The organism is Streptomyces sp. NPDC056734 (assembly GCF_042790455.1).
GTDB lineage: Bacteria > Actinomycetota > Actinomycetes > Streptomycetales > Streptomycetaceae > Streptomyces.
Genome location: NZ_JBHTZD010000023.1, coordinates 79,235 through 96,046, shown reverse-complemented (window position 1 = coordinate 96,046; position 16,812 = coordinate 79,235). Strand labels below are relative to the sequence as shown.

Genomic DNA, 16,812 nt, shown 5'->3' with positions numbered 1-16,812 from the left:
GTCAGTGCGCGCGCTGCCGCAGCACCGACCCCGATCTCCCCTTCACCACCTCCAGCTGCGCGTGGATGCGCCGCCGCAGATCGGCGACATGGCTGACGATGCCGACGCTGCGGTCCCGTTCGCGCAGGGAGTCCAGGACGTCCAGCACCTCGTCCAGCGTCTGGTCGTCGAGGCTGCCGAAGCCCTCGTCGATGAAGAGGGTGTCGAGCCGGACGCCGCCGGTCTCGTCGGTGACGACGTCGGCGAGGCCGAGGGCGAGCGCGAGGGAGGCGAAGAAGGTCTCGCCGCCGGACAGTGTGGCCGTGTCCCGCTCGCGGCCGGTCCAGGCGTCCACGACATGCAGGCCGAGTCCGCTGCGTCCGCGTCCCGTGCGGTCGTCGGAGTGGACCAGGGTGTAGCGCCCGGAGGACATCCGGCGCAGCCGGACGGTCGCGGCGGCGGCGACCTGTTCGAGGCGGGCGGCGAGGACGTACGACTCCAGCCGCATCCGACGTTCGTTGTCGGCGGCCGTGCCCGCGGTGAGGGCGGCCATGCGGGCCACCCGGTCGTACTCCTCGCGCAGCGGGGCGAGTCGTCGTACGCCGTCGGCCGCGCGCGTGGAGAGCGCGTCCAGCTCGGTGCAGCGCCGGGTGGCGGCGTCGCGGGTGGAGGCGGCCTCACGCGCGCGGCGGGCGGCGTCGGCGGCGGCCCGTTCGGCGGTGGCGAGGTCGGCCGGGGGCCGCTGCGCGGCGGCCACGGTGTCGGGCTCGGCGAGCACCGCGCGGACGGCGGCCTCCTCCGTCTGCCAGGCGTCGAGCCGGTGTTGCAGTTCACGGTGGGCGGTGTCGTCGAGGAGGGCGCCCGCCGCGGCCTGCGGGGTGTCGAAACCGGCGCGGAAGGCGGCGTCGGCCAGGCGTGCGTCGGCCTCCTTGAGGCGGCGGGCGGTGTCCTCGGCGTCCCGGGCGGCGTCGGCGGCCTCGGTGAGCAGGGCGGCCTGCCGTTCCAGTTGAGCGGCCCGCGCGGTGACGCTCCCCGACGTCCCGCGCGCCTGCGCCACCTCGCTGTCCAGCGTCTGCCGTTCGCGCTCCAGGGCGTCGCGGCGGGCCGTGCGGGACGCGGTGCTCACCTCGGCGCGCTGCCGGTCCGCGATGCGCCGCTCGTACTCCCGTTCGGCGTGGCGCAGTTCCTCCTGCGCGGCATGCAGGTCGGACGCCTCACGCCGGGCCTGCGTGAAGAGCCGTTCCAGTTCCTCGGTCTCGGCGGCGAGCCGGTCGGTCGGCGTGTCCCCGGCCTCCGCGGAGGCGGCGGCCAGCGCCTCGCGTACGACGCCCAGGCGCCGTTCGTCCTCGGCGCGCGTCTCCTCCGCGCGCTGGTGGGCCGTCAGGGCGCTTTCCTCGGTGTCGCGGTCGACGTGTCCGGCGACCTTGCGGGCGGGTGCGGGGTGGGTGGTGGCGCCGCAGACCGCGCAGGGTTCGCCGCTCTGGAGGTGGGCGGCGAGTTCGGCGGCGATGCCGTTCAGCCGCTGTTCCTTGAGGTCGAGCCAGTGGGCGCGGGCGGCGAGGGCGCGCTCGGCGGAGGCGAGGGCCCGGTGCTGGGCGTCCTCGGTGTCGTGGGCGAGCTGGTCGCGCTGCCGGGCCGCGGTGAGCCGCCGCCGGGCGGGGTCGCGCTGGACGCCGAGCTGTTCGGCCCGGGTGGCGGCGTCCTGCGCGGTGTCGATCCGCGACTGGAGCCCGGTCCGCAGGGTGTCCCAGCCCGCGAGCCAGGTCCCGCTCTCCGCGAGGATGTCCTCGTCGGCGCGTTCCTGGCGGTCCAGACCGTCCCGTTCGGCGGCCAGCGCGGTCAGCCGGTGCTCCGCGCGGCGGGCGGCTTCCAGGCCGCCCAGTTCCTCGGTGGCGCGGCGGGCGGCGGTGGCGAGCCCGGTGGGTCCCGCGCCGCCGAAGGTGTCGGGGAGCGGCCGGCGCGCGTGGGTCTCGGCGGCTGCCGCGCGGCGGTGCAGGGCCTCGGCGTCGTCCCGCAGCTCCAGGGCGGGCGCGACCTTCTCGGCCTTGCGGGCCCGCTCCATGCGCGTCTGCGCGTCCCGGTGGTCCCCGGCGCGCTCCTGCATCGCCCGCGCCCGCTCCTGGGCTTCGGCGAACCGCCGCTGCAGCCGCGCCGCTTCGCGTACGCCGTCCAGGGCGCGGTCGGCGGCCAGCTGGGCGGACTCGGCCGCGAGCAGCCCCGCGCGGGCAACGGCGAGCTGTTCGCGGGCGGTGCTGCGGGCTACGGCGGCGGCTTCGAGGACGGCGTCGGCGAGCCCGGGTTCGCCGGGTGCCAGGCCGGGCAGCTCCATGGCGTCCCCGGCGGCCTGCTGCATGCGGTGGGCGTCGGCGAGGAGGGCCGTGTCGCCGTCGCGCACCTGGGTCTCGGTGGTCCGGCGCCGGTCGGCGAGGCGTTTTTCGACCTCGCCGAAGCGGTGGGTGTCGAAGAGGCGCCCGAGGAGCTTGGCGCGTGCCTCGGCGTCGGCGCGCAGGAACCGCGCGAAGTCGCCCTGCGGCAACAGCACGACCTGGCAGAACTGCTCCCGGCTCATGCCGAGCAGTTGGGTGATCTCCTCGCCGATCTCCTGGTGGGAGCGGCTGAGGTCCCTCCAGGCACCGGCACCGTGCTCGCGCAGCCAGGTCTGCGCCTTGTCGAGGGTGGTGCCCGCGACGCGTTTCTTGGGGCGTACCCAGGGTGGCTGGCGGGTGATCTCCAACCGGCGTCCGGAGACGGTCAGTTCGAGGGTGACGGAGGTGCGGGTGCCGGGCGCGGCGTGGTCGCTGCGCAGCGTCAGGCCCTGGCTGCTGTGGCGGGCGCCGGGGACAGACCCGTACAGGGCGTAGCAGACGGCGTCCAGGACGGAGGTCTTTCCGGCGCCGGTCGGGCCGTGCAGCAGGAACAGTCCGGCCGCCGACAGGTCGTCGAAGTCGACGCTCTGGGTGGCGCCGAACGGGCCGAAGGCGGTGAGGTCGAGGCGGTGCAGCCTCATGGGGCCACCTCCCGGACGGTCCGGTCGGCGCGGACCGTGTCGAAGGCGTCGCGCAGCACGGCCTGTTCATGGGCGTCGGGTCCGGCGCCGCGCACATGGGCGACGAAGTCCTCCGCGATCTCCTGGTCGCTGCGGCCCGCGAGACGGCGGGCGTAGGACACGTCGGGGTCCTCGGGCGGGCGGTCCGGGTCGAACACCAGGGCGAGGGTGTGCGGGAAGCGCTCGGTGAGCTGTGCCATGGGGTCGGCGGGGCGGACCGGGTCGGTGAGGGTCGCCTCGGTCCAGGAGTCCGTGTGCCGGTCGAGCGCGGGGTCGGCGAGCAGGTCCGCCAGGGTGCCGCGCAGCCGGGCGAGCGGACGCGGGACCGGGCAGTCGATCCGCTCGGCGCCGACCGAGCCGTCGGCGCCGAGGTCGATGAGCCACATGCTCTTGCGGTGGGCGGCCTCGGAGAAGGAGTACGCGAGCGGGGACCCGGAGTAGCGCACCCGCCCGGTGAGGGTCTGGCAGCCGTGCAGGTGTCCGAGCGCCACATAGTCCACGCCGTCGAACACCCCGGCGGGAACGGCCGCGACCCCGCCGACCGTGATGTCCCGCTCGCTGTCGCTGGCCTGACCGCCGGTGACGAACGCATGCGCGAGAACCACCGACCGGGTGCCGTCGGCCCGCGCGGCGAGATCGGCGCGGACCCGCTCCATGGCGGCGGCCAGCACCGTCCCGTGCCCCGCCCGCTCCACTTCGAACTCGTCCTTCACCAGGGCGGGTTCGAGATACGGCAGCCCGTAGAAGGCCACCTCTCCCCACGCGTCCCGCAGCACCACGGGCGTCCCGCAGCCGGCCGGATCCGTCCGCAGATGGACCCCGGCCCGCCCGATCAGCCGCGCCCCCACCCCGAGCCGACGCGCCGAGTCATGGTTCCCGGAGATCATCACCGTCGGCACCCCGAGGTCGGCGAGCCGGTGCAGCGCGTCGTCGAACAGTTCGACCGCCGCCAGCGGGGGCACCGCGCGGTCGTACACATCTCCGGACACGACCACCGCGTCCACCGCGCGCTCCCGCACGGTCACCACGAGATGCCCGATGAACTCGGCCTGGGCACCGAGCATGTTCACCCGGTGGAAGGGCCGCCCCAAGTGCCAGTCGGACGTGTGCAGGATCCTCATGACACCGCTCCGACCAGCAACGCGCTCCCCCTGCTTCACTTCGCCTCGACCCGGGCACGGAACCGGTACGGTCCTCGCCCCCAGCACCGGCCACGCCGGCACCTGAGCACCTGGCCCACCACGCATGTCATTCTGCCACCGGGGTGTGACATCGAGGGCTGTGGGTGGCGTGGGCGGGCGCGGCCGGCTGCGGGGACTCTTTGCGGATTCGGCGGTGCGGCGCGTGCGCAGTGCGGGATCGTCGTACCCAGCGGCCCCATCGGGGGGCGGCAGCGGGCGAGGGAGGGCCGCCATGAGGGACCGGCGGGAGACCTGGACAACGGACGAGTTCGGCAGCTCACACGAGGGCGCGGTCGGTGTACTGCTGGCCGACGGCACCGTCCCGTCCCCCGTCTACTTCGACATAGGGTCGGGCTCGAACGGGCAGTCCGTCTCGGAGTGGAGCATCTACGACGGCACCCTCGGCGCACCACGGGCAACCGCCGTACGGGCGGTGTGCTCCTGCGGCTGGACCGGCACCGCGTACCCGCTGGACTGGGACGAGATCGGCGACGGGGACCTGGAGGACGCGGCCTCGGAGACGGCGGACCGGTGCCTGCGGGACTGGGACGCGCACACCGTGAAGGTCGCGGGATCCGCCCTCCCCGTACCGGAGTCGGTCACCACGCTCCTGGAGCAATTGCGCGAGGAGATGGAGAAGCTGGGGAAGTCCTCCCCGCTGGCGGCCGTCCGCGCGGTACGCCACCTGGAGATCGTCGCCATGGACGTCGGGTACCGAGCGGCGCACGACTCCCGTGCGGACGCCACCGATGAACAGGCCGCGTCCGCCCTCGGACTGGACGAACACGCGGCACGCTCCCTGCTGGCCCGCCTGGGCGGCCGGCACCCCTACCTCTGACACGGGACAGCTGAGACGCGAGGGCGGCGGCCCGCTCGGACACGGCCCTCGCCCCCGTCGCGCACCTGAGGCCGAACTCCCGGTCGTGGCCCCCGGCCGCGACCGGGTCAGGCGTCCCCGTACGCCTCCCCGCCCAGTTCGCATCCCGCCGACCCGGCCGTGCTGTCGGCGAGCCAGGCGCGGAAGGCGGCCACGTCGGCGTCCGGCAGGCCGATCTCGATCGTGACCTGTTCGCCGTAGCGGACGTCCCGGACGGTACGGCCGGTCGCGAGCAGGTCGTTGTGCAGCCTGCCCGCGCGCTGGTGGTCCACGGTGAGGGTGGCCAGCCGGAAACGGCGCCGGGTGAGGGTGCCGAGCGTGTCGAGGGCCTCGCCGACCGCGCCGCCGTAGGCGCGGATGAGGCCGCCCGCGCCTAGTTTGACCCCGCCGTAGTAGCGGGTCACCACGGCGACGACGTACCGCGTGTCACGACGCAGCAGCATCTGGAGCATCGGCACCCCGGCGGTGCCTCCTGGCTCGCCGTCGTCACTGGCCTTATGGATCGCGGCGTCCGCGCCGATGACGTACGCCCAGCAGTTATGGGTGGCGTCGGCGTGCTCCTTGCGCACGCGCGCGATGACGTCCTGCGCCTCCCGCTCGGTGCCGGCCGGGGCGAGCGTGCACAGGAAACGGGAGCGGTTGACCTCGGTCTCGTGCACCCCCGCGCGGGCGACTGTGCGGTACTCGTCCTGCATCCGGCCAGCCTATGCGCCGCCCGCGCGCGGGACGCGGGGAGGCTGCCCGGCGGCCGGCCGGCCGTCCCGCCGTGGCCTGGCGGCGCTCAGCAGTGGCCTGGCAGCGCTCAAGGGGTCTTCTTCCGGCCCCGGGGCACCGTCACCGCCGTCAGCAGCGCCGCGCCCGGCACCAGGGCCTCCCAGGTAGGGCCGTACCAGGTCAGGACGGCGATCGCCGAGGTCGGGAACTTCACCCGTACCCGCTCCAGGGTGTCGTCCATGCCGTCCCCGGCCAGGTCCAGGATCAGCTCCTCCAGGCCGGGGTTGTGCCCGACGAGCAGCAGGGTCTCCACCCGGGGCCGGGTCTCCCGTACGACGTGCAGCAGGTCCGGTACGTCGGCCGCGTACACCCTCGGGTCGTGGCGGACCGGCGGTGGGGTGCCCCATTGCGCGGACGCCAGTTCCCAGGTCTGGCGGGCCCGGACGGCGGTGGAGCACAGGGCGAGGTCGGGCAGGCAGTCGGCCTCGGCGAGGGCGCGGCCGGCGGCGGGGGCGTCGCGGCGGCCCCTGGGTGCCAGCGGGCGGTCGTGGTCGGGGACGCCCGTCGGCCAGGCCGACTTCGCGTGCCGCAAGATGATCAGGCGGCGCAGCGGGCCCGCTCCCTTGCGCCCGCTCACGCCCCTGCTCCCAGGTCCCGGACGAGTTCCAGGCCGAGCAGCCGGTCGGCGTAGGCGCAGGTCTCGAAGCGGGCGCCGTCGGGGATGCCGGGTGCGTTCTCCAGCCAGTGCAGCACCCGGAGCACGGCGGGTGTGTCGAGGTCGTCCTCCCAGGCGGCACGGAGCCGGTCGCGTACCTCCTTCGGCATCGGGCGGGAAGGGCTGCGCGCCCAGTCCGCGACCGCGCGGCGCCAGCGGGTGAGCGTGTCACGGGCCTCGTCCAGGGCGGGCGCGTCCACGCGCGCGTGCAGGCTCCGTTCGGTGGAGAGGAGGGCGAGGCGGAGGACGGAAGGGTCCGTCGCGGGTGGGGGGTCGGAGGCCGGGTCCACGGGTGCGACGGCGACCAGTACGCCGTCGGAGGGCTTGGGGGCGGCGCCCTGTCCGGACGGCGACGCCACGTGCTGCGCCTGCTGCGCCTGCTGCGCCTGCTGCACCACATGTATCACCTGCGCCGCGCCCAGCGCCTGGCCCAGGTCCCGCCCCTCCTCCAAAGGCCGGATGCCGAGCGCGGCGGCGTCCGCGCGCAGCTCCGTCCGGTCCGTCCGGTCCGGCGCCCCGCTCAGCAGCGCCCACACGGGCGTGCCGCCCAGCTCCAGGGCGCGGACGAGCACGTCGGCCACCAGCAGCACCCGCAGGGCGGAGATGTCGTGGCCGAGGGCATGGATCTCGACGCGGGTCAGCCCCCTGCGGAGCGGGGCGGCGTCGGCGGGGTGGCCCGTACGGGCGTCGATGATGCGCAGCACGGCCCGAGCGTAGGCCCGAAAGCTGCGATACGCAGGCATGTCGCGCGGGATCCGGGCACGATGACGGGGAAACGGCGGGGAGACGACGGGGAAACGGCGGGGAGACACGGGACCCGGGACATGAGGAAGGGACACGGCCGACGGGAATCTCCCGGGACCGTCGCACGTTCCCCTCACAGATATCCGTGTCGGACAGATCCGTGAGACCACCAGGAGGCCGGCCGTGTACGGCGACGCAGCGACCATCCGCAAGATCCTCACCGAACTGGGCGACACCTGGGCCGTGGTGGGGCTGTCCGCGAATCAGTCACGGGCGGCGTACGGCGTCGCCGATGTGCTCCAGCGGTTCGGCAAGCGTGTCATACCGGTCCACCCGAAGGCGGAGACGGTCCACGGCGAGCGGGGCTACGCGTCACTCGCCGACATTCCCTTCGACGTCGATGTCGTGGATGTCTTCGTCAACAGCGACCTCGCGGGCGCGGTGGCCGACGAGGCCGTCGCCAAGGGTGCTCGGGCGGTCTGGTTCCAGCTCGGGGTGATCGACGAGGCCGCCTACGACCGCACCCGCGCGGCGGGCCTCGACATGGTCATGGACCGCTGCCCCGCGATCGAGATACCGCGCCTGGGCTGATCCGGCCGGTCGCCGGCTCAGTCGTGCAGCGGACGGTCCGTCAGGCGGTGGTCGGCCACGTTCAGCGCCTCGTCCACGAGCCGTCGCAGATGTCCGTCCGGCAGGGCGTAGACCACCCGGCGGCCCTCTTTGCGGGTCGTCACCAGGCCGGCCAGCCGCAGCCGCGCCAGATGCTGGCTGACGGCGGGCCGCGCCGCGCCGCACAGGTCGGTCAGCGTGGTGACATCGGCCTCTCCCTCCATCAGCGCGTGCAGCAGCGTGAGCCGTGTGCGGTCGCCGAGCAGCGCCAGCACCTCGGCCGCGAGCGCGAACTGTTCCTCGCCCGGGGTGCGCGGATGCGTATCGTGCGCAGCTGATAGGTGCATGCGTGCGTTCATATGCACATAATGGCTCCATGGACGGGGTACGTCCACCTCCGGCCCGCACGCACCGGAAGGGGAGGCCCGTGAGCGACCACCCACACACCCACTCGCACACCCACCCGCACCCGCACCCGCACACTCACGGCCACGAAGACAGCCACCGTCGGCGCCCGGTCCGCCACCGGCTCTCCTGGCTCTCCCATCTCCTCACCCCCCACTCCCACGAGACCGCCGACAAGCTCGATCACGCCCTGGAGTCCTCCGCCCGGGGCATGCGGGCGCTGTGGGTCTCGCTGGCCGTGCTCGGGGTGACGGCGCTGGCGCAGGCGGTCGTGGTCGTGATGTCCGGGTCGGTCGCGCTGCTCGGCGACACGGTGCACAACACGGCGGACGCGCTGACCGCCGTACCGCTGGGGATCGCGTTCGTGCTGGGCCGCCGGGCGGCGAACCGGCGGTTCACGTACGGCTACGGGCGGGCGGAGGATCTGGCGGGGATCGTGATCGTGCTGACGATCGCGGCCTCGGCGGCGTTCGCCGGGTGGACGGCGGTCGAGCGGCTGCTGGACCCACGGCCCGTCGCGCATGTCCCGGCGGTCGCGGTGGCGGCCCTGGTGGGGTTCGCGGGCAATGAGTGGGTGGCCCGGTACCGGATCCGGGTGGGCCGGTCCATCGGCTCGGCGGCGCTGGTCGCGGACGGACTGCACGCCCGTACCGACGGGTTCACGTCCCTGGCGGTGCTGCTGGGCGCGGGCGGAGTGGCGCTGGGGTGGCAGCTGGCCGACCCGATCGTGGGGCTGGCGATCACGGCGGCGATCACGCTGGTGCTGCGGGACGCGGCGCGGGAGGTGTTCCGGCGGGTGCTGGACGCGGTGGATCCGGAACTGGTGGACCGGGCGGAGCAGGCGCTGAGGGCGGTGCCCGGGGTGATCGGGGTGAGCGAACTGCGGCTGCGCTGGATCGGGCACCGGCTGCGCGCCGAGGTGGCGGTGGTGGTGGACGGGGAGGCGACGGTACGGCGGGCGCACGCCATCGCCGTGGACGCCGAGCACGCGTTGCTGCACGCGGTGCCCCGGCTCACCGCCGCGCTGGTGCACGCGGATCCGGCACCGGTCCCGGGCGAGACGGACCCGCATCTGGCGCTGGCCCACCATGCCCAGGCGGAACCGCATCCGGCACTGGCCCACCACGCCCCGACGGAGCCGCATCCGGCGCTGCCCCACCACACTCCGGCGGAACCGAGACCGGCGTGACGAAGACGACCGGGCCTGACGAAGACGGAAGGGGCAGGGATGCCAGGAAGCTCAGGCGACGCCCAACCCCTCCACCACCACCGCGCCCGGCAGTTCGGCGAACGCCTTGCCCGGGATCAGCAGCTTGCCGCGTCGGCGTCCGCTGCCGACGAGGACGTACGGCAGGTCGAGGACGGCGGAGTCGACGAGCACCGGCCAGTCGGCGGGCAGGCCGACCGGCGTGATGCCGCCGTACTCCATACCGGTCTCACCGGTCGCGGTGTCCATCGAGGCGAAGGACGCCTTGCGGGCGCCGAGCCGGCGGCGGACGGCGCCGTTCACATCGACGCGCGTGGTGGAGAGGACGACACAGGCCGCGAGGGTGGTCTCGCCGCCCCGCTTCCCGGCGACGACCACGCAGTTCGCGGACTGTTCGAGCAGTTCCTGCCCGTAGTGCTGCACGAAGACGGCGGTGTCGGCCCACTGCGGGTCGGTCTCGACGTAGACGAGCTGGTCGGCCGGGACGCTGCCGCTCCAGCCGCGCACGGCGTCGGCGACGGGGGCGATCAGCTCGTCGAGGCAGTCGGGGGCGGGGGTGGCCTGGTCGAAGTGTCCGATAGGTGCGCGCATCACGGCACCGTAACAAACGCCCGTCGGGCCGCCGGGAGGGGTGGTCTCAGTGCACGGGTGGCACGGACACGGCCATCATCAGCCGCATCGGTACGTCGCCCTCATTGCCGTACGTATGGGCGGCGTTGGCCTCGAAGGCGGCGCTGGCTCCGGCCGGGACCCGGTACGCCGTTCCGTCCACGGTGAGGGTCAGTTCGCCCTCGGTGACGTGGAGCAGTTCGGCCGTGCCGGTGGGGTGCGGGTCGGAGGTGCTGGACTCGCCGGGCAGCAGCCGCCACTCCCACAGTTCCAGCGGGCCGGGGGCCTCGGTGCCGGCGAGCAGCAGGTTGTAGCTGCCGGCGTCGGTGTGCCAGAGCCGGACGGCCTGGTCGGCGGGGACGATCCGGACCTTGGGGCCCTGTTCGTAGTCGAGCAGGGTGGTGATGCTGGTGCCGAGCGCGTCGCCGATCTTGACGACCGTGCCGAGGCTGGGGTTGGTGCGGGCCTGCTCGATCTGGATGAGCATGCCCCGGCTGACGCCCGAGCGGGCGGCGAGCACATCGAGGGTGAAGCCGCGCACCGCGCGCCAGTGCTTCACATTGCGCGCCAGGGACTGGGTCAGCAGTTCGAGGTCCGACACATTCCGTCCAACGTCTGGGCCATTGTCTGGTGATGGCTCTCTTGGATCACTGTCCTGGATAACCGTCTTGGATAACTGTGATGCACCTGGTCGTTCACCGAACTGTACTGCGCGAAGTACATGACAGCGGCACTGGGCAAGTCCGCGACTAGGCGGGGGCTCAGTCGGCGTCGCGTTGGGTCAGGCGGGCGAGGGCCAGCAACTGCTCCGGCGTCACCCCGGCCGGGATCGGCACCGGCGCCGGGGTCCGCAGCGGCGGCTGCCAGCCCTCGGCGGGGGTCCAGCGGCGTACGACCCGGGCGGGCGCGCCCGCCACCACCGCGTGGTCGGGGACCGTGCCGCGCACCACCGCTCCGGCCGCGACCACCACGTTCCGCCCGATGCGGGCGCCGGGCAGGATGACCGCGCCGGTCCCGATCCAGCAGCCGGGGCCGATCTCCACCGGTTCCATGCGCGGCCACTGCTTGCCGATGGGCTGGTGCGGATCGTCGTACGAGTGGTTGGTGGAGGTGACGTAGACGTACGGGCCGACGTAGCAGTCGCTGCCGATGGTGACGGTCGTGTCGGCGATGACATGGCTGCCACGGCCCAGCACCACGCCGTCGCCGATGCGCAGGATCGGTTCGGGGCCGAGGTCGAGGTCGGGCATCAGACCGGCGGTCAGGGTGACCTGTTCGCCCACGATGCAGTGGGCGCCGACCTGGATCCATGGCTCGCCGAAGACCGTGCCGAGCGGGAAGGCCAGTCTGGTGCCCGTACCCATCGCGCCGAAGCGGAAGCGGCCCGGTCGCTCGGCCGTGACGGAGCCCGTGCGCTGCACCCAGGCCCAGCCCGAGTGGACCGCGCGCTGCGCCATCCGGCGCCGCCAGGACGAGAACGTGTTCTTGCGCGTAGGCACGCGTTCACGTTACTCAGCGGAAGCGTCGCGCTGTGTGCCGGTGAGCTGTGATGTTCGCCCTACCGGGTGACGTACGGTGCGAGCGGTGACGTTCGCAGAGAGGTTCCGGCGGCTCTGGCAGCTCTGGCAGCTCTGGCGATTCTGGAGGTTCTGGTGTTCTTCGGGGAGACGGTATGACGCGGCAGGCGCTGATCACGGGCATGGGCGGCAAGGAGCCCGAGGTCGATCCGACGGCCTTCGTGGCACCGACGTCCACCGTGATCGGGGACGTGACCATCCGGGCGGGGGCGAGTGTCTGGTACGGGGCGGTGCTGCGGGGCGACGCGGAGCGGATCACCGTGGGCGCCGACAGCAATGTGCAGGACAACTGCACCCTCCACGCGGACCCCGGGTTCCCGGTGACCATAGGCGAGCGGGTGTCCGTCGGGCACAACGCGGTGGTGCACGGGGCGACCGTCGAGGACGACTGTCTGATCGGCATGGGCGCGACCGTCCTCAACGGGGCGGTGATCGGCGAGGGGTCGCTCGTCGCCGCGCAGGCCCTGGTGACGCAGGGGATGCGGATCCCGCCGGGGTCGCTGGTCGCGGGCGTCCCGGCCAAGGTCCGCCGGGAACTGAGCGCGGAGGAACGGCAGGGGCTGACACGGAACGGCACGCATTACGTGGAGTTGGGGAAGGTACACCGGGAGGTGCACGAGGGGTAGCGCCTCACCGCTCCCACCCGGCCACCTCCACTTCCATTTCCGCCTCCGCCTCCACCTCCACCGCCGTCCGCAGCCCCAGATCCCCCGAGGACGCCCCGACCCACACCGTCCGTCGCCCGGTGCCCAGCGCCCAGTCCTGGTGCTCGGGATGCCAGGACGACAGTGTGCGGGCGCCGATGCCGACGGTGACCTCCCGGCGCTCACCCGGCCGCAGCGTCAGCCGCCGGTATCCGGCCAGCACCCGCACCGGCTGATCCAGCGGCACGTCCGGCGACGGCCCGAGATACACCTGCGGCACCGCGATCCCCGTACGGCCGCCGGTGTTGCGCACGAAGAAGGTGACCGCCACGCCCTGCCGGGTGCGCCGCGCGCGGAGACCGTCGTAGGAGAAGGAGGTGTACGACATCCCGTGCCCGAACGGGAACAGGGGGCGCACGCCCTGCGCGTCGTACCAGCGGTGGCCGATGTGCACGCCCTCCGAGTACTCCAGGACGCCGTCCTGCCCCGGGTAGCGGTGGGCGTCGGAGGCGACCGGGTGATGGTCGTCGTCGGCCGGGAAGGTCTGGGTGAGCCTGCCGCCGGGGTCGCAGTCGCCGAAGAGCACGGCGGCCGTGGCGGCGGCGCCCTCCTGGCCCGGGTAGTACATCTGGAGGACCGCGCCGGTGCGGTCCAGCCAGGGCATCGCGGTGGCGGACGAGGTGTTGAGGACGACGGTGGTCCGCGGGTTGGCGGCGGTCACCGCCTCGATGAGCCGGGCCTGGTTGCCGGGCAGGGCGAGGGTCGTACGGTCCTGGCCCTCGGTCGCGTCCTCGTAGGCGAACAGCACCACCTGGTCCGCCTCGCGCGCGACACGTACCGCCTCCGCCACGTCGTCGCGCCGGGTCCCGGCGGTGATCCGGCGCAGCCGGAAGCCCAGCCCGGCGCCGCCGCCCTCGGCGGTGATGCTCAGCCGGTGGATGCCCGGGGCGAGTTCGCGGGCGGCGCGGCGGACGGTGAGTCCGTCGGGGGCCGTGCCGATCAGGCCGCCCATGAAGTACTCGCCGTGGTCCGGGAGTTGCGGGAAGAGTTCCGTGCCGTCGAGCCGTACCCGGGGGCGGCGGGCGGGGTCGCCGGAGAAGTGCAGGACGAACGTCCACTCGTCGGACGCGTCGAGGGTGAGTGTGCCGTCGTAGGTCCAGGTCTTTCCGGCGGCCACGCTGCGGTGTTCGGCGTCGAGGGACGGGGTGAACGCGGCCGGGGGGATGCGTCTGCCGAAGAGGTCCTCGCCGAGGGCGTACGTCACCTGCGGGGCGGGGGTCCCCGTCCTCGTACCCCCCGTGGCCCCCGCCCCCGTAGACCCCTTAGCCCCCGTACCGTCCGACTTGGTGGCATGTCCCGCTCGGGACCGGGCCGTGATGGCGTCGAGCGGGCTGTCGGCGCGGTCGGGGACGACGTGCGCGCTGCCGCCGCCGCTGGCGAAGGGCAGGGACGCGGACGGTCCGATCACCGCGATACCGGCGTGTCCGTCCAGCGGGAGGGTGCCGTGTGCGTTGTGCAGAAGGGTGGCGCCCGCCTTGGCGACCTCCAGGGCGACGGCCGCGCCCGCCTCGGGATCGCGCTCGGGGCGCGGCGGGGCGCTGCCGTCGAGCAGGCCGAAGCGGTCCATGACGGTGAGGATCCGGCGTACCGATCTGTCGACGTACCGCTCCGGCACGCTCCCTTCGCGGACCGCTGTGCGCAGGGCCGTGCCGAAGTACGTGCCGTCCGGCATCTCCATGTCGAGGCCCGCCGTGATCGACTCGACAGTGCTGCGGGCGGCGTTCCAGTCGGTCAGCACCCAGCCGTCGAAGCCCCACCGGTCGCGCAGAATGCCGGTGAGCAGGGTCTCGTTCTCGCAGGCGAAGGTGCCGTTGACCTTGTTGTACGCGCCCATGACCGCGCCGGTACCGGCCCTCACGGCGGCCTCGAAGGCGCGCAGTTCGACCTCGTGCAGGGTGCGTTCGTCGACCCGCACGTCGATGGACATGCGGTCCTTCTCCTGGTTGTTCAGCGCGAAGTGCTTGACGGTCGCGATCAGGCCCTCGTCCTGGACACCCTGGATCTCGGCGGCGACGAGATCGGCGCTGAGCAGCGGATCCTCCCCGAACGTCTCGAAGTTGCGGCCCGCGTACGGCGTCCGGACCAGGTTGACCATCGGCGACAGCAGCACGTCCTGACCGAGGGCGCGGCCCTCACGGCCGATGACCTGCCCGTAGCGGCGGGCGAGCGCCGGGTCGAAGGCGGCGGCCAGCAGCACGGGCGCGGGCAGCGCGGTGGCGTGCCGGGCGACGCGGACCCCGGCCGGGCCGTCGGCCAGCCGCAGCGGGGGGATGCCGAGCCGTCTCACCCCTGGGACGTAGCCCGCCTGGCCGAGCGGGGCGGGGTCGGTGGCCCCGTGCAGCAGGGAGAGCTTCTCGTCGAGGGTGAGCCGGGCGAGGAGTTGCCCGAGGCGGTGGTCGGTCCCGGCCGTGCCGGTCCGGGCCGTCGCGACCGCGTGCGCGGCGGGGGCGATTCCGCTGGTGGCCGCGGCGGCGACGGCGACGGCACCGCCCAGCAGACGCAGGAAGGATCGACGGGGAACGGTGTCGGTCATGATCTCACTGTGCGACAGCGGAGCGTGACGAAACGTCAGGCGGGGCTTCGGCGCGGCGAGCGAGAAGGGTGAAGGGGGTGGGAGTGGAGGGGAAGGGGGTGGGAGTGGGGGGGGAAGGGGGTGGGTGACGGCATGCGCCGGCGATGGCATCCGCGCCGTCGGCCACGGTGTGCCCCACCGAGCGCCGCCCGGCCCACCGTCGCATCAGCTATGGGGCCGCAACGTCCAGATCACCGTCATCTCCGTCGTGACGGCACCGTCCTCGCGCCGGATGGCGACGGCGACCGGGAACTCCGGGCGCCCGCCCGCGTCCAGTTCGGCGACGACCTCGGCGATCGGGCGCCCGAGGGTGGCGGTGGCGGTGACCGGACCTCGGGCGATCTTCCTGAAGTCGATCTCCGCGTGCACGGGCAGCGGCACGGCCCGCGCGAGCTGGTCACCGAAGGCGGCCAGGACGAGGGCGCCGCTGGCGGACTCGCCGAGCGTGAACATCGCGCCGGCGTGCGGCCCGCCGACATGATTGCGGTACTCCTCCTGGTCCGGGAGGAGGAGCACCGCCTTCTCCGGGGTGGTCTCCAGGTAGCCGAGGTTCAGGGTGCGAACCATCGGCACGGTGGCGGCGAGCAACTCGCCGATCGACATCTGATCTGCGCTCATGACCCGATATTACCCACGGGTAGCGACCGGGTGCCGCTGAGGCGCGTTCCTGGCATCGGTACGTTCCTGACAAAGGCCGGTGACCTCATCGTGTCCCGCCCCGCACTAGGGTTACGGCTCATGTGGCCAGGACAGCAGCCGCCCGGGGGCGAGCAGAACCCGCAGGAGAACCACCCGCAGCAGCACAACCCGTACCAGCAGCCGGGGTACCAGCAACCGAATCCGTATCAGCAGCCTGGTTATCAGCAGCCTGGTAATCAGCAAACCCCCTATGCACAGCAGCAGGCGCAGTGGACCGTACCCACGCCGGTGAGCGGCCCGCAGCCGCCGTCGGGCGGCGGTGGCGGGAACCGGACCAAACTGGTCGCCATCGTCGCGGCCACTGCCGTGGTGATCGCGGCGGGGGTCACCGGCTATCTGGTGCTGGGCGGCGACGGCGACGGCACCAACGACTCCGCGGACCCCAAGCCCAGCCTGTCCACCACCGTGGAGTCACCGGGGTCACCCGAGTCGCCCGAATCTCCCAGCGGCGCCGCGGAGAACCCGCGCGGCAACGAGACCGAGGAACCGACCGTGCCCGGCTGGAAGGTCGTGGTGAACCCGAAGTGGGGCATCGCCTTCGACGTCCCGGCGGACTGGGAGGTGCAGTCGCCGACGCTGGCCATCGGCTTCGAGGAGTCGGACTCGGACGACCCGAAGCCGCTCATCACCATGTCCGCGACCGCGCTGTACAAGTCCAAGTGGTGCACGAGCGACGAGAACAAGGACGGCAGCACCGAGGACACCTCGCTCGGCGCGGTCGGCACCAAGGGCGCGGACGGCGCGAAGAACACCGATGAGGTCGCGATCAACAATGTGTCCTGGTGGGTGTACGGCGGCTACACCCAGCCCGACCGTGAGAGCGTGCAGAGCCCCGAGAAGGCCGAGGCATTCAGCACCGACTCCGGCATCAAGGGCTCCATCGCCTGGGCACGCTCCACGAACACCCCGCAGACGGGCAAGTGCGCCAGCGACGGCAAGGCGCTCACCTTCGGCTTCAAGAACTCCAGCAACGACTTCGTCTCCTGGAACTTCTACGGCGCCAAGGGCGTGCAGGACGAGATCCCGGACGACACCGTCCTCCAGATCCTCAAGACCGTACGGCTGCACGGCGAACCGACCGGCGGCTGACCGGCGCACGCGCGGGCCCGGGGCGCGGCCCCGAGGCGCGGACCCGGGGCGGGACCCCCACGCGGGACCCCCACCCGGAGCCCGC

The 16,812-nt window shown here is 73.3% G+C and carries 16 protein-coding genes; 5 read left to right on the top strand and 11 right to left on the bottom strand.

Translation table 11 applies throughout. The annotated features are described in order from the left end of the window. Position 1: 1 nt before the first annotated feature. Positions 2-2,986 (bottom strand): AAA family ATPase, encoded by a 2,985-nt coding sequence (locus ACFRFC_RS30345; RefSeq protein ID WP_382691182.1) that lies wholly within the window; start codon positions 2,984-2,986, stop codon positions 2-4. Next, positions 2,983-4,146 carry an exonuclease SbcCD subunit D gene (locus tag ACFRFC_RS30340; protein ID WP_382691179.1) on the bottom strand — a complete coding sequence of 388 codons (1,164 nt, stop codon included), beginning with the start codon at positions 4,144-4,146 and terminating at the stop codon, positions 2,983-2,985. The genes ACFRFC_RS30345 and ACFRFC_RS30340 overlap by 4 nt, the downstream gene beginning before the upstream one ends. A 292-nt stretch (positions 4,147-4,438) precedes the next feature. On the opposite strand from ACFRFC_RS30340, the gene ACFRFC_RS30335 reads away from it, so the two are divergent. Next, positions 4,439-5,044: a hypothetical protein gene (locus ACFRFC_RS30335; protein ID WP_382691176.1), complete on the top strand. Its 606-nt coding sequence runs from the start codon at positions 4,439-4,441 to the stop codon at positions 5,042-5,044. Positions 5,045-5,151: 107 nt separating this feature from the next. Here ACFRFC_RS30335 and ACFRFC_RS30330 read toward each other — a convergent pair whose 3' ends face one another. From ACFRFC_RS30330 to ACFRFC_RS30320, 3 genes are all read right to left on the bottom strand, one after another. Then, on the bottom strand, positions 5,152-5,778 hold the full coding sequence (locus tag ACFRFC_RS30330) for a YigZ family protein (protein WP_382691174.1): 627 nt from the start codon (positions 5,776-5,778) through the stop codon (positions 5,152-5,154). A 107-nt stretch (positions 5,779-5,885) separates the two neighbouring features. After that, positions 5,886-6,434: a SixA phosphatase family protein gene (locus ACFRFC_RS30325; RefSeq protein ID WP_382691172.1), complete on the bottom strand. Its 549-nt coding sequence runs from the start codon at positions 6,432-6,434 to the stop codon at positions 5,886-5,888. Next, positions 6,431-7,255 (bottom strand): hypothetical protein, encoded by an 825-nt coding sequence (locus ACFRFC_RS30320; RefSeq protein WP_382691169.1) that lies wholly within the window; start codon positions 7,253-7,255, stop codon positions 6,431-6,433. Before ACFRFC_RS30320 ends, ACFRFC_RS30325 begins: the two co-directional genes overlap by 4 nt. Positions 7,256-7,439: 184 nt before the next feature. Here ACFRFC_RS30320 and ACFRFC_RS30315 point away from each other — a divergent pair, with 184 nt between their 5' ends. Next, a complete protein-coding gene (locus ACFRFC_RS30315) occupies positions 7,440-7,847 on the top strand; it encodes a CoA-binding protein (RefSeq protein ID WP_382691166.1) in 408 nt (135 codons plus the stop codon). Positions 7,848-7,864: 17 nt separating this feature from the next. Here ACFRFC_RS30315 and ACFRFC_RS30310 read toward each other — a convergent pair whose 3' ends face one another. Further along, on the bottom strand, positions 7,865-8,224 hold the full coding sequence (locus ACFRFC_RS30310; RefSeq protein ID WP_382691163.1) for an ArsR/SmtB family transcription factor: 360 nt from the start codon (positions 8,222-8,224) through the stop codon (positions 7,865-7,867). A 17-nt stretch (positions 8,225-8,241) separates the two neighbouring features. Here ACFRFC_RS30310 and ACFRFC_RS30305 point away from each other — a divergent pair, with 17 nt between their 5' ends. After that, positions 8,242-9,459, top strand: a complete 1,218-nt coding sequence (locus tag ACFRFC_RS30305) for a cation diffusion facilitator family transporter (RefSeq protein WP_382691161.1) — start codon at positions 8,242-8,244, stop codon at positions 9,457-9,459. A gap of 51 nt (positions 9,460-9,510) precedes the next feature. Here the strand turns inward: ACFRFC_RS30305 and ACFRFC_RS30300 are convergent, their stop codons facing one another. From ACFRFC_RS30300 to ACFRFC_RS30290, 3 genes are all read right to left on the bottom strand, one after another. Further along, the gene (locus ACFRFC_RS30300; RefSeq protein WP_382691158.1) at positions 9,511-10,068 is read right to left on the bottom strand and encodes a YbaK/EbsC family protein; all 558 of its coding nucleotides are present in this window, start codon (positions 10,066-10,068) and stop codon (positions 9,511-9,513) included. A 46-nt stretch (positions 10,069-10,114) separates the two neighbouring features. Next, the gene (locus ACFRFC_RS30295; protein ID WP_382691155.1) at positions 10,115-10,687 is read right to left on the bottom strand and encodes an XRE family transcriptional regulator; all 573 of its coding nucleotides are present in this window, start codon (positions 10,685-10,687) and stop codon (positions 10,115-10,117) included. 160 nt (positions 10,688-10,847) lie between these two features. Then, entirely contained in the window at positions 10,848-11,585 is a 738-nt protein-coding gene (locus ACFRFC_RS30290) for an acyltransferase (RefSeq protein WP_382691152.1), read from the bottom strand. 173 nt (positions 11,586-11,758) lie between these two features. Between ACFRFC_RS30290 and ACFRFC_RS30285 the strand changes: the two genes are divergently transcribed. Beyond that, positions 11,759-12,289 (top strand): gamma carbonic anhydrase family protein, encoded by a 531-nt coding sequence (locus ACFRFC_RS30285; protein ID WP_382691149.1) that lies wholly within the window; start codon positions 11,759-11,761, stop codon positions 12,287-12,289. A gap of 4 nt (positions 12,290-12,293) precedes the next feature. Here ACFRFC_RS30285 and ACFRFC_RS30280 read toward each other — a convergent pair whose 3' ends face one another. Next, the gene (locus tag ACFRFC_RS30280; protein WP_382691147.1) at positions 12,294-14,900 is read right to left on the bottom strand and encodes a beta-glucosidase; all 2,607 of its coding nucleotides are present in this window, start codon (positions 14,898-14,900) and stop codon (positions 12,294-12,296) included. A 204-nt stretch (positions 14,901-15,104) separates the two neighbouring features. Continuing rightward, the gene (locus ACFRFC_RS30275; protein WP_382691287.1) at positions 15,105-15,542 is read right to left on the bottom strand and encodes a DUF4442 domain-containing protein; all 438 of its coding nucleotides are present in this window, start codon (positions 15,540-15,542) and stop codon (positions 15,105-15,107) included. 135 nt (positions 15,543-15,677) lie between these two features. Here ACFRFC_RS30275 and ACFRFC_RS30270 point away from each other — a divergent pair, with 135 nt between their 5' ends. Then, positions 15,678-16,727 carry a hypothetical protein gene (locus ACFRFC_RS30270; RefSeq protein ID WP_382691143.1) on the top strand — a complete coding sequence of 350 codons (1,050 nt, stop codon included), beginning with the start codon at positions 15,678-15,680 and terminating at the stop codon, positions 16,725-16,727. The last annotated feature ends 85 nt before the right edge of the window (positions 16,728-16,812 follow it).